Origin of the sequence: Bacteroides sp. AF25-38AC, assembly GCF_003602995.1 — a bacterium.
Classification (GTDB): domain Bacteria; phylum Bacteroidota; class Bacteroidia; order Bacteroidales; family Bacteroidaceae; genus Bacteroides; species Bacteroides uniformis.
Genome location: NZ_QTMD01000014.1, coordinates 1 through 12809 on the forward strand (window position 1 = coordinate 1; position 12809 = coordinate 12809).

At 42.6% G+C, this 12809-nt stretch carries 14 protein-coding genes; 9 read left to right on the plus strand and 5 right to left on the minus strand.

Annotated features, from left to right (window positions below; genetic code table 11):
- Positions 1–147 precede the first annotated feature (147 nt).
- The 3 genes from DWY55_RS10945 to DWY55_RS10950 are packed head-to-tail and all read right to left on the minus strand — an operon-like array spanning position 148 to position 1196.
- Complete coding sequence (locus DWY55_RS10945; protein WP_035448365.1) at positions 148–561, minus strand: N-acetylmuramoyl-L-alanine amidase; 414 nt, start codon at positions 559–561, stop codon at positions 148–150.
- Positions 562–563: 2 nt separating this feature from the next.
- Positions 564–671 carry a smalltalk protein gene (locus DWY55_RS22585; protein WP_005829485.1) on the minus strand — a complete coding sequence of 36 codons (108 nt, stop codon included), beginning with the start codon at positions 669–671 and terminating at the stop codon, positions 564–566.
- Positions 672–710: 39 nt separating this feature from the next.
- Complete coding sequence (locus DWY55_RS10950) at positions 711–1196, minus strand: DNA-binding protein (protein WP_005829481.1); 486 nt, start codon at positions 1194–1196, stop codon at positions 711–713.
- A gap of 208 nt (positions 1197–1404) precedes the next feature.
- Between DWY55_RS10950 and DWY55_RS10955 the strand changes: the two genes are divergently transcribed.
- A complete protein-coding gene (locus DWY55_RS10955; protein ID WP_005829478.1) occupies positions 1405–1623 on the plus strand; it encodes a DUF4248 domain-containing protein in 219 nt (72 codons plus the stop codon).
- Between the two features lie 124 nt (positions 1624–1747).
- On the opposite strand, the gene DWY55_RS10960 is transcribed toward DWY55_RS10955, so the two are convergent.
- Positions 1748–3523: a DUF3987 domain-containing protein gene (locus DWY55_RS10960; RefSeq protein ID WP_117878159.1), complete on the minus strand. Its 1776-nt coding sequence runs from the start codon at positions 3521–3523 to the stop codon at positions 1748–1750.
- 54 nt (positions 3524–3577) lie between these two features.
- Positions 3578–4207: a BT4734/BF3469 family protein gene (locus DWY55_RS10965; RefSeq protein ID WP_181986303.1), complete on the minus strand. Its 630-nt coding sequence runs from the start codon at positions 4205–4207 to the stop codon at positions 3578–3580.
- 461 nt (positions 4208–4668) lie between these two features.
- Here DWY55_RS10965 and DWY55_RS10970 point away from each other — a divergent pair, with 461 nt between their 5' ends.
- The 8 genes from DWY55_RS10970 to DWY55_RS11005 all read left to right on the plus strand — a co-directional run bounded on the left by DWY55_RS10970 (position 4669) and on the right by DWY55_RS11005 (position 12800).
- On the plus strand, positions 4669–5550 hold the full coding sequence (locus tag DWY55_RS10970; RefSeq protein WP_171029016.1) for a decaprenyl-phosphate phosphoribosyltransferase: 882 nt from the start codon (positions 4669–4671) through the stop codon (positions 5548–5550).
- Positions 5551–5559: 9 nt separating this feature from the next.
- Positions 5560–6159 carry an HAD-IB family hydrolase gene (locus tag DWY55_RS10975; protein ID WP_035448372.1) on the plus strand — a complete coding sequence of 200 codons (600 nt, stop codon included), beginning with the start codon at positions 5560–5562 and terminating at the stop codon, positions 6157–6159.
- 23 nt (positions 6160–6182) lie between these two features.
- Complete coding sequence (locus tag DWY55_RS10980; RefSeq protein WP_227212738.1) at positions 6183–6512, plus strand: DMT family transporter; 330 nt, start codon at positions 6183–6185, stop codon at positions 6510–6512.
- Positions 6513–6516: 4 nt separating this feature from the next.
- Positions 6517–7482 carry an NAD-dependent epimerase/dehydratase family protein gene (locus DWY55_RS10985; protein ID WP_057252541.1) on the plus strand — a complete coding sequence of 322 codons (966 nt, stop codon included), beginning with the start codon at positions 6517–6519 and terminating at the stop codon, positions 7480–7482.
- Positions 7483–7492: 10 nt separating this feature from the next.
- The gene (locus DWY55_RS10990) at positions 7493–9190 is read left to right on the plus strand and encodes a DUF6044 family protein (RefSeq protein ID WP_035448378.1); all 1698 of its coding nucleotides are present in this window, start codon (positions 7493–7495) and stop codon (positions 9188–9190) included.
- A gap of 74 nt (positions 9191–9264) precedes the next feature.
- The gene (locus tag DWY55_RS10995) at positions 9265–10527 is read left to right on the plus strand and encodes a lipopolysaccharide biosynthesis protein (protein WP_117878155.1); all 1263 of its coding nucleotides are present in this window, start codon (positions 9265–9267) and stop codon (positions 10525–10527) included.
- An 82-nt stretch (positions 10528–10609) separates the two neighbouring features.
- Positions 10610–11596 (plus strand): glycosyltransferase family 52, encoded by a 987-nt coding sequence (locus DWY55_RS11000; RefSeq protein ID WP_035449259.1) that lies wholly within the window; start codon positions 10610–10612, stop codon positions 11594–11596.
- Positions 11559–12800 (plus strand): hypothetical protein, encoded by a 1242-nt coding sequence (locus tag DWY55_RS11005; protein ID WP_133303147.1) that lies wholly within the window; start codon positions 11559–11561, stop codon positions 12798–12800. The genes DWY55_RS11000 and DWY55_RS11005 overlap by 38 nt, the downstream gene beginning before the upstream one ends.
- Positions 12801–12809: the final 9 nt, after the last annotated feature.

Sequence of the window (12809 nt, forward strand, 5' to 3'; positions counted from 1 at the left end):
CGGTTTAGGGCACTGAAAAGTGCCCTTTCAAAGGGGGATGCCCTAAATTGAGTGCTTACCTTACACATCTTTATACGCTGGATATCCCCAATAAAGAAGTGCGCATGGGGTTGATGAAATTGGGTATAGAATGAAGAAGGGAGCCTTTTACAGCCCCCTATACTCTCTTTCCGCATCGAAACACGGACAAGCTTTCGCTGGATTCAAATCATGGTGCCCCACAATCAGCGCCCGTGGAAAGATACGCTTCAACTCACGTAGCAGTGCCAGTAACGAAGCCTTCTGTTCCAATGTACGGGTATCGGCAGGAAAACTTGCAGCGTCTAGTCCTCCTTCATAACAGATGCCGATAGAATGGCGGTTGTGATTGAGGCAATGCGCACCTATTTTTTCCAACGGGCGACCGCGGTGTATTTCGCCGTTGCGGGTCAGATAGAAATGATAGCCGATGTCACGGAAGCCGCGGTGGTGGATGTGGTCGCGGCGGCAATCCTCAAAGCCCAGGGCCACGCCTTGAGGCGTGGCTGAGCAATGAACAATGAGCAGGGTAATCGTACGCATGGCTATTTGCAAGCGCCCAGACCTAAAGCTCCCGCTATGGCGGTAGCTACGGTGATGATTACTTTGAGGACAATGCCCCACACGGATTTTGACTTTTTGTCTTCACTCATGATGATTGGTAATTGATAATTAGTAATTTGTAATTATTCTCATCCTAACGGATTCTCGCCCTGATTGCCGTCACTTCCTCCGGAACCGCCGTCGGAACCACTGCCATCGGGAGCTTTTCCACCTACGGTGTACAGGGAAGATTCTTTCAGCTGTCCATCCAGGTTGATTTGGGCATTACTCAGTTCGCCGGTGGCACGGGCGCGGAGCTTCAGCCCCTTCACGTTGTTGGCCAGCGAGAAGTCGGCAGCAGATTGCGCCCCTTTCTTGCTGACGATTCCTACGGAGAAGATGGCAAGGTCGTCCAGTTTCACGTTCTTGCCGTCCAGAATCAGCTCCTTGGTGCAGGAAACCATGTCGGCCAGTACTCCCTTGATGACACCACTCGAATAGGGGGTGTTGTGATTGGACATGTGCTTGGCCAGCTTTTCGATGTCGAAGGTTTCTTCGATTACGGGGCGTGCATACCAGAGGCCTTTCAGCGGGCTGTCTTCGCCCGTCACTTGATACTTTTTGTAACGAATCATACAATTAAAATTTAGAAGTTAAAGGATAAAAACATTTGCTGTGTTGAACTCAACGATGCAAAGATAAGGCTGTGGATACGGGCGTTTGCCGGTTTTTGCAGGTTCTCGTCTGTTTGGGTCTGTTTTAGTCGGTTATTTACGCTTGTAAGTTTGATAATGTCATGATTTATAGTTACTTTTGATGAAATATAAATCGTAACTGTCAACTATGGATTCTTTTGTCATACGTACATACGGGCGTACTGAATTGGCCCAAATCTATTGTCCCAATCTTTGTCCAGAGGCTGCCTTCCGCAAACTGAAACACTGGATAGACCTTTGTCCCGATTTGCGTGACGGACTTTCCGCCTTGGGCGGTTCTTCCCGTTCCCGCTCTTATACGCCTGCCCAGGTGCGGCTGATAGTGGCTGCACTGGGAGAGCCTTAAACTTGAGGTTGGGCGGCGTAAAGGTCAGGTTGGGAAGCGTAAACCTGAGGTTGGTACACTTGGTACAGAGGTTCATCCATCCTTTCGCCTCACACACATACGCGTGCGTGAAGCGAAGTGAATGTCAGACTTTGGGTTTCCGGTAGTTTCCCTTGCCATCCACATTTTCCACCAGCCCGTGTTTCTGCATACGTTTGAGCCAGGTGGAGGCGGTTTCCGATTTGATGCCCATCTCTCCGGCTTTCTGCAGGAAAGAGGCCCGTGTGAATTCTTCTTCCATGCTGTCTACCAGCGCATCCCGGTCGGCATTGCCGCGGCTTGCCACTTCGGTGTTGGGCAGGAAGGAGAGGATATGGGTGGTATGCCGGTAAAGGCTTTCGGCCAGTGAGAGTACGGCATGAAAGTCATCGGAAGCAATGAGGAGATTCCATCGGCTGACAATGTGGTCTTTCAGATTGTCTGTGGCTGTGTGGGGGTCGGGCGACACGTAAGGCGAGGCGGTGATTTCCCCTTGTTCCATTGCGCGGAGCATGGCCACCACTTCCATGATGCGGCAGATGTTGATGGCCAGACGTGCCACGCTGCTTGACATCTCGTTTCCATTGGCCAGTCCGGAGCGTACGAAAAGCCGGGAGAAGAGCCGGGTGAATTCATCTTTCTGTCCGTCCGTAAGGTGAAGGGTGAATATTCCGTTCATGACAATGGTTTTCAGTTTGTCCTTCCATTCCATGCCCAGAGCCTTGAAGGTATCTTCAAGATTGCCGTCATTACGGTCGAACTGGTTTTGCCAATGATGTATGGCAGGCATGTAGTAGAATACTTGGCGGGAAAAGAGCCCGTTCTCGGCAGTGGGAATCAGTGGTTTCACTTGTGAGGGGGTGCCTGACAGAAGTACGGAAAGATAAGTTTTCTTTACCTCTCGGTATTCGTGGTCGGTGCGCCGGTTGTAGGACAGTCGGTCGTGGTCGAAGGCTTTGCGCATGGTGTCGCTCCAGTGTCCGTATTCCGAACCGATGGCGGTGGAGATGGTGTCGGCTTCGCTTTCGCATATCAGTCCGGTACCGTCGGAGTCCATCAGGTTTTGCAGGATGCCGGTTCCGGTGTTGTTGCCCGAGATGAGGAACATCTTGTTGAGAGGCATTACGGGAGTCTCCGTTTTTCCACGTTCCTTGCCCAGTGTGTCGTATTTTGCTTTTTCGCGGCGGTAACATGCCATGCTTTCGTCTACCTGCCCACGTATTTCATCGTGAATGGGCTCGGCAAGCAGGCGTACCAAGGAGAGCACTCCTTTGCCGGATGCAGGTAGGGCTACTACAAAGGTTTGCAGGCAGGGGGACATCATTTTTCCTCCGTAGGAACATCGGACGTGTTTTCCCATACTGGCACCCAATACGGTGATGGCACCCAGTAGCAGTACATCGTATTGGGCGGGGGAGGTTCCGCAGCTCATGATGTGATTCAGGGGATAAGGCCAGTGGAGGTGTTCGTCGAAAGTGGGTAATGGAGACAGTGGTTCAATGCCCGATGCGGACTCTTCCTCGCGTGCGCGTGTGTGTGAGGTAGAAGAGAGGGGTGAACTTTGTGTACCAAGTGTACCAATGGCGGGTGCGGCTTCATGCTGAATCTTCACGCCGCAAAGCTCGGCCAGATGAAAGGCGGTTCCCAGATGCACGTCGTTACGGCCGGTCTTCAAGGCATTGCTGAAGAGCTTGTCGGCTGCCCGTCGGTCGTACTTGGACGACAGGCTGCACAGACTTAAAAAATCATGCCGTCCTGCTTCTCCGCAGTCGGTGGCAATGGCAAATGCCAGTTGTATATATTCTTGATAGGTTGGAGCAATGTCTGCTCCTGCATTTCTGACTGCTTCGGCCAGAAGGTGCAATGAAGATAGTGGTTCCATCGGATTTGGTAATTTATAATTAGTAATTTGTAGTCGGTGATTTGCAATGACTCATCATTCGAAGTTCACAACTTTTCTGAGCAGTGCTTTCGGGTCATGGCAGAGGAAACAGGCGCGTACGAGGTCTTTCCCCGAAGTGTCCACTCCTTTTCCGGGTTGTGTGTTTTCGGCGTCATACATGCAGTGGACGTAATTCATGGCCCATTGTATTCCTTCTGCAGGATTCTGTCCGTGAAGACAGGGAACAAACGCTTTTACGCCCCGTCCGGTGGGGCTGATGAACACCAGCGCAGGGCATAGATAGGGGTCATCGAATAGTTGTTGTCGTAAGTTTTCCGTTTCTTCTGCGGATTCAAGGTGGTCGATATCGACTACAACCAGGCCGGAGGATTCCGTGAGGCAGTCGCTTCGTCGTCGGGTGAATACGCCGCAGGGAGTGACGTAGGGCAGTGTTTGCTGCTTTAGGCATCGGCAGGCGGTTTCGTCGCCTCGCAGTGCGGCGTTTCTTACAGCAAGTGTCAGTGTGGCAAGGCGTTCATTGGAGGTGATTAGTTTGTACACTTCCTCGAGATTCATAGTTCGCAGTGGAGTCAGCGTGGCGCTTTTTACGTTTTTTCCGGTTGCCGCATCTTTTACGGGTGAGATGGGCGGCATGAATAGCGACATTTTAAGAGTGTTTTTCATCGTATGTTTTTTAAAATTATTGTGCAAAGTTAGGTAACTTATTTCACCGAATCTTTTCCGTATACGGAAAAGATTTTAAGCTGGCTAAAGCATAAATAACAATCTATAACATTGTAGAAACTATTATACAATTCACATAACCGAAAATTGACATGAATGAAAACAGTATGCACTCTTCATTGGGTGCTTTTATCGAAACTTTACGTAAAATGAGAAAGATTACTATCGCGGAACTTACTTTGGAAGCTCATATCAGTACAAAAACGTATATCCATATAAAAAAGGGCTCGATGCAAGACTAAGCGCCTACTTATCGCTGATTTTCTACTATTTCAGGGATTTGGAGGATGAGGAAATTAGGCGGGTGATTAATGGGTGGCTGGATGAATGGTTTAAGGTGAGAAAGAAGGAATAAGAGTAAGAGAAGGTGCCTTGCTCTCAGTCACTTTTATATAAATTATATGATAAAGTCAATTATTCAACTTCTTCGCCCACATCAATGGCTGAAGAATCTATTCATTTTTTTGCCGCTCTTTTTCGACCGTCAATTGACGGATCTGGATAAACTATTGGCAGTGGTGGGAGCATTTGTAGCGTACAGTCTTGCCGCCAGTGCGATTTACTGTTTCAATGACATTTGGGACGTAGAGGCTGATAGGCAACATCCCAAGAAGTGTAAACGCCCTATTGCTTCAGGAAAAATATCAAAAGGGATGGGATATGGTATTAGTGCGATACTTGTCACAATGTCACTGCTTTTACTTGTTACTTATACAGGAAGGGAAAAATGGTATTTATTTGGCATAATATGTTTCTATCTACTTCTTAATATTGCCTACTGTGTGAAGTTGAAACAGATTACGATTATTGATGTATTTATCATTGCATTCGGATTTGTACTTCGCATTTTTGTGGGTGGTGTAGCTGTGGGTATTCACCTCTCTCATTGGATTATTTTGATGACGTTCTTATTGGCTCTCTTCTTGGCTTTTGCCAAACGTCGGGATGACGTGGTCATCTACCAAGAAACTGGAGTGTCGGCTCGAAAAAACGTCAACCGCTATAACCTTGAGTTTATGAATCAAACCATTGGTATTATTGCTAGCATTACGATGGTTTGTTACATCATGTACACGGTGAGTGAGGAGGTTGTGGAGCGCATGCATACGCAATACCTTTATGCCACTTCCGTCTTTGTATTGGCAGGCATCGTCCGCTATTTGCAAATCACTATTGTCGATGTAAAGAGTGGAAGTCCCACTAAGGTGCTGATGAAAGACCGCTTTGTACAACTCTGTATCATAGGTTGGATATTGACGTTTATTCTCATACTCTATTGTTAAATTGCTAAGATGAAACAGATTGTTGCATTCGACTTCGATGGTACCATTACCAATCGAGATACACTGCTTGAGTTCATCAAGTTCGCAAAAGGCAAGACAGCTTTTTATCTTGGCTTTTTGCTTCATCTGCCTTGGTTGTTGGCTATGAAGTGTCACCTCTATCCCAATTGGAAGACCAAGCAGATGATTTTCTCCTATTTTTTTAAAGGAGTGAATTTGGATGAGTTCGATGCAGTCTGTTATAGATTCTTTATGGAGAGAGGTGAAAATTTGCTCTATCAGGATGCGGTTAAACAGATAAAACAGCACCTATATAGAGGCGATGAAATAGTCGTTATTAGTGCCAGCATTGATAATTGGGTAAAGCCATTTGCTGAGAGCTTAGGCATTAATCAAGTTTTGGGGACTCAGCTGGAGTTATCAGGAACCGGACACCTTACGGGTCGTTTCGCTACTGCCAATTGCTATGGCGAAGAGAAGGTGAAACGCTTGCTGCAGCTCTATCCTGACAGAACTCAATATCGACTGGTAGTTTATGGAGACAGTCGAGGAGATAAGGAACTCCTTGCTTTTTCGGATGAATCATATTACAAACAGTTCAATAGATGAATATTCTTTTAATTCTTATTAGTGTGCTGCTAAATTGCGCTGCTCAGCTTTGTATCCGCAAGGGTATGCTGATTGTAGGTGAAGTCGGTATGAGTGGCATGGTGCAAAATTTGGGTGCCATGATATCCAACCTCTGGTTGTGGGGAGCCATGGTTTGTTATGCTGTGAGCATTTTGATGTGGATGGCTGTATTGAGCAAAGTAGAAGTAAGTTTTGCCTATCCGTTCCTAAGTATCGGCTATGTGGTGGCAGCTTTGGTGGGTTACTATTTCTTTGATGAATCACTGACGTTCACACGCATTGCTGGCATAATGGTGATTTGTGTTGGTGTTTATTTAATTTCTAGAAGTTGACAAGATGAAATATTTTATATTTGGAGGTAATGGCTTTGTGGGCCGTTACTTGGCGAATGCCTTACTGGAGAGAAATGAAAAGGTGGTTGTATGTGACTTACACCCAACCCTTGATGAACGAGTTACAAAGGGTTGCGAGTATCGACAGACTGATATTCGTGATAAGCAACAATTGTCTACTATACCCATTTCTGCGGATGACATTATTATCAATCTTGCTGCTAATCAATACCATACCAAGGTGCCCCGTGATAGAAGAAACTACTTCTTTAGCGTAAATACTGTTGGCACAGAGAATATCCTTGAAGCGATTTACAACAAGGGATGTCGAAATTACCTGATGTTCACGACAGATATGACCTACGGAAAACCTCAATACTTGCCTGTTGACATTGAACATCCGCAAAATCCTTTCGGCCCATACGGTCAGAGCAAGAAAGCATGTGAAGAAATCTGCTTTGAATATCGGAAGAAGGGTATGAATATCACCATCTTCCGTCCCCGTATGATTAACGGTCCCGGCCGTTTGGGTATATTGGTGAAACTCTTCAAACTGATTGATATGAACTTGCCTGTTCCCACCATTGGTAACGGAAAGAATCACTATCAGATGATTTCTGTATTCGATTGTGTGAGTGCAATTCTCTGCGCCATTGATAAAGGTTTGCCTAATAAGGAGTACAATCTCGGTTCCAAAAACTCACCCGATATACGTACACTTTTAAAAGGTGTAATTGCATCAGCCCATTCACACTCGGCTGTGATTCCTACCCCCGGGAAATTAGTTAAGTTTATACTCAATATTTTTGATAGCATCGGCTTGACCATCATGTACAAAGAACAATTCATGATAGCAGATGAAGAGTATATTCTTGATATTAAGCAGACAGAAGACGATTTGGATTGGCATCCTCAATATAATGACGAGGATATGCTGAAGGAGGCGTATCAAATGTATAAAAAGCAATAAAAATTGGACCATGAGACTAAAGAATAAAAATGTGTTGTTTTTTACAAAGCTGATTGTGTTTGGCGCTTTATTTATGATGATACTTCCCTTTATTTTGTTTGGGGAGAACAATTACATCACTGTTCATGATAACTTAGACCAATTTCCACCCTTTTGGTCAATTGCTAAAAAGGTTGGACTTTTCTCTTTTGATGTATCTACCGGAGTCATGGATAACACACCGGCTGTCTATTTCGGCTGGGGAGGCTTTACCATCCAGAACTTTGCCTATTATCTCTTACCGGCTTATGTCGCCTACGTATTGACTTATTTAATTTCATTGCTCGTTGGCTTCTTTTCAATGTACAAGTTGCAGTGTATATTATTTGGAAAGGAGCATCGTGAAATCCTATTATTCACTTCTCTGCTTTTTGCCATTTTACCGGTAATCCCTGCTTGGTCTATCTCAGTGGCATCCATACCGTTGGCTTGTATCGTGTTTTATCATATTTATAAGGGAGGAAGTAAATGGTGGCTGTTGGCGGCACTTTTCCTCCCCTTCTTGATGGAGTTTCATTGCAGTGCTTTGTTTGCCTGTGGCTTTTGGTTAGCGGGTATGGTTATCGCTTCAATAAAAAGCAAGCGTTTTCACTCCACACTATTTGTGGCATTCTTACTGTTATGCATTGGTGTGGTGATATTCAACTTTAAACTGTTCTACATGCAGTTTGCCGTTGGTGAAGACCTGAATCGGAATCACTTTATTATAGAACCAATCAACATTGCTATTGGTTTGTACCATTATTTTGTGGAGGGTTTTTATCATGCTTCTACCATTCAGAAATACGTGGTATTTCCAGTTTGTTTTATTACGTGCTGTTATGTGGCTTGGCAGTGGATAAGAAACAAAACCGTTACAAAAGAGCAATCTGTCTTTTTTATTTGTGGAACCATGGCGTTTATTTGTTCATTCGTAGCAGCAGCAGATGAAGCCTTTTGGTTCGATGACCTTAAAAATTTAATCTCCGCCCTAGATGGTTTTTCCTTTGCACGCTTATTTGTCTTCAACCGTCTCTTTTGGTACGTAGCTTTCAGCGCCAGCCTTATGATGTGCTTGCGTAATCGGTATCTCAAACGGATTGTACCTTTTATTCTGATTGTCCAGTTAGGTTATATAATGCTGTCGCGTACTACTTATAACGACTCCATTTATTCATTAGCAGCGAACACGATTCCTTCACTAAAGAAAGATCATCTCACTTGGAAGGAGTTTTATGACGAAGCTCTTTTTACGAAGATAAAGAAGGATATTAATTATAAAGGTGAACCGGTAGCTGCTGTAGGCTATCATGAAATGATATTGATGTACAATGGTTTTAATTGTATCGGTGGATATCTTTCCTGCTATCCCTATAAAGATATGTTGAAATACCGTCGTTTGATTGAGCCACAACTCAACGTGAACGAAGAAATCCGCCATTACTATGATATTTGGGGTGGTCGCCGCTACCTTTATTGTGAAGGTGTGGACTATCAGCCCACTCGGAAAAAGTGTGAACAATCGGTTGAGTTACTTATTAATGCCGATGTATTTCGCAATGAATTTGGCGGCAAGTATATACTTAGTCGTGCGAAACTTTCCAATGCGGCAGATTTGGGGTTTGACTTTGTAGGGAAGTGGGATAGTGTCGAAGGGGTTTATACAATGTATGTTTATGAAATGAAGTAATTTTGTGGATAGAAAATCAAGATGGGATATGGAAAATGAAATGATAGCAAGTAAACTGTCGAATTTTTGATTTAATGGCAATAATATCCCAACTTCGTAATAATAAGATCCTTCTTAAGGGTGGGCTGTTTTCTCTCTTCTCTTTCTTTAATCAGGGTGTGGGCTTCCTGCTTCTGATCATTTTGGCTAAATACATCGTTCCTGCAGAGTACGGAACGTTGAGTTTGTTCAATACAATCGTCACTTTTCTGGGATTTCTGGTGTCTCTCTCAACGAATGGATATGTGTCGGTGTCGTTTTTCAGGAAGAGCCGGGACGAGTTTCGGCAAAGTTTAAGCATTGTCTTCTTGATTACTTTTGCCGTAGCTTCTTTCTTTGCATTGGTGCTATTAGTGGGTAACTCGGCTTTGGCGCGAATGACGGAGCTGCGACTTGCTTTTTTGTGGTCTGCGCTCGCCATTGCCTTAATGAACTGCTATTTCCAGATAGTTCTTGATTATTTCCGCATCCGTGAGAAACTCATTTTTTATGGTTTGCTGAGTTGTAGCTTTGCTATAGTAAACTTTGCTATATCGTTGCTGCTGGTAGTGGCAATGAAACTTGGATGGGAAGGACGTATTTATGCACAGGTAACTTGCGCAATGCTTTATGGGCTGATTGCTATTTACGTTTGCTGTAGATATCGTCTGTTTCTGTTTAAGGGTATTTCGTGGTTCAAGATAAGACCTATCTTGATGTGGGGTGTTCCACTTATTCCTCATCTGGCCACTTCTTGGATTAAGCAGGGAGGTGATAGGTATATTATCAATTACTATTATACGTTTGCAGAGGTAGGAATCTTTAGTTTTGCTCTCAACTTGAGCAATATCATTGACATGATTGGCTCTGCCTTTAATCAAACCAATTCGGTATCTATCTATCAGGTTTTGTCGTCTAATCTGGATGACAAATGGGAGAGATTGCAACGGCAGATTAAAGCCATATTCATTGTTTATACGATAGGAGTTGTTGCGGTACTGGCCGTTTGCTCTATCTTAATTCCCTTGGTATTGCCACGATATGCAGCTTCGCTTCCTTACTTCTACTTATTGGCTTTGTCAGGTTACTTTCAGTGTATTTATTTTCTTTACACCAACTATTTGTTCTATTATGACAAAACCAAAGATTTGATGATGATTACATTTTTTTCTTCGTTACTTCACTTGATGCTGTCGATGTGGCTGACGCAATATAGTCTCTATTATACCTGCCTGATTTATGTGTTCTTAAAGTTCATCATGGTGGCACTTGTGGTGTATCGGGCTAATTTACTTCTGAATAAATATGTGAAGACGTAGATGGTTATGGAAAAAAAAGGATGTATTGACCCCAAAAAAGGACTGCAGTATGAGTGTAGTCTCTCTTGTAAAAGATTTGAGTATGAAAAAGTTTAATGGAATTACTGCGGTATGTTTTGTGGATTCTGTTTATTCAATGCTGTTGTATCTGCTTGTTTATGGTAAAAAGCAATTTGAATCAACTTATTTTTTTGTTTCAGAAGCAATCTCAGTTGAAGTACAGAGTAAGCTGAAATATAAGCAATTTCTCTCTTTACATAAAATGGAAGCGATGCCTCGTCTTGTCAGGTGTATTTATCGTTTTCTTCTTTACCGTACTTGTTATTGGCATTGGCCTTTTTTAAAGACATTACCCATTTATGGACACGATCACTTGTGGTTTTCATCCGCATTGCTGCATAAACGAACCATGGTGGTAATTGAAGATGGTTTAGGTAATTACGATGAGAAATGGTTGATAAAGCCCCAGCTACGAAAGCATAAAAAACTTTTGCAATTCATTTATGGTCCCAATATTGTGAAGGGTGATTATGGACTAACCGATCAAGCAAAAGAAGTGGTACTGACAGAATTGGCCTCCATACCGGAGTGCTTGAAATCTAAAGCAAAAATTGTAAATGTTCAGGATTTGTGGAAAAAGAGTGATGCCAAGGACTACATTACATCTTTGTTTGGAATTACTGATGATGACTTGTTGATGTTGGCTGAAAAAAAAGTGATTATATTAACTCAACCTTACAATATACAGATTGGAGATGATAATCTTATCGAAATATATCGTAAGATTATTGATAAATACAATTCTGAAGAAGTGGTGATTAAGACGCACCCGCGTGATAATTTGGATTACGAAAAGGCATTTCCGGGAGTGAAAGTATATTCTAAGAAAGTACCCGCCGAACTTTTTGCTCTTTTGGGCATTCACTTCGATGATGTCTACACCATTAATAGTACCAGCATATATTCGTTTCCCCCCCAATCAAATCTACACTATTTAGGTGTTAAATGTCACCCGAAATTGATAGAACTTTATGGACAAGACACTATTGAAGGCCTTGCTCAGAACTGATTGGTTCGTTTGGATCATTTTCTTCTGCTGCCCTATACTTGCCATGCCTATGGTGATAAATGGATGTTATAGACGAAAACGAAATGCTTACGTGCTGTTTGCGTTGTTTATGGGACTGTGTTCAATGTTGTTGTTCCTACCTACTGCTGACGCGTATAGGCATGCTGAATTATTCTATGAAATGGAAACATGGAATTGGGATGAATTATTGCTTTATCTTTCCTTTAATATAAAAGTTGATTTCATACTTTTCCTTTATGAATTTGGAATTATTCAGTTAGGGTTGACATACGGTTTCGTTCGTTTTGGATGGGTGGTCATTGCCTACCTTATATATTTCTACATATATGATTGCATGCTTGATTCTCCACAAATAAAATGCCTCAATCGTTGGTTGGTTTTATGGATGGTTATTTTGGTGGTTCCTATTGGAGGTATTTCTTCTGGCTTGCGCTATGGATTTGCAGCTACATTAATTTCTCTTGTGTTGTGTAGAAGATACTTATTAAATAAAACGGGGCTTATTGATTATATAATAATAGTAGTTGCTATATTTGTTCACTTTGCAACTATATTCGTTGTACCTTTGCTCGTAGCAAATAAATTAAAAATTTTCCCACATACAAAAAAAAACTTTTGGATATTTTTTGTAGTGCTGTTTTTGATTTCTTCATCACTTCCATTAATCTTACAACTCTTTCCATTAGGTGAAATTAATAATTATCTGCTGATGTATACTGAAGGTAAATATAGCGATACTAGCTATCTTTCAGGTAATGTTTTCTTCTGGTTGCCTATATGGATTGGTCAGGTCGCATCTTTGTCATTATTTGTTTTCTTCATATTATATGTGCCTATTAGTCATCAATCGTCTATAATGTATAATTTGTTTTTGTTATGGGCGTTTACGTCTAATTATTCGGCAATCAATGGACGTGTACAGTTTTTCTTTTATGGTGTTGGTGTTTTCTATTTATTATATAATGCTAAATTGAAAAATATTCAAATAGTGTTTGGTGTTTTCTTGTTTAGCATCATAACTGGTCAAGTGATAGGTTATAGAAAACATACTGTTACACGTTGGCCATACTTATTTGCACCTTACCCTGTTGCACTTCAAATGGATTATGATGTTAATTGGATTTATAATAATGTTGACCCTAATACTGCAGATCTCTATCTTTGGCAAAAGAGCGGTCATTAAATAATTTAT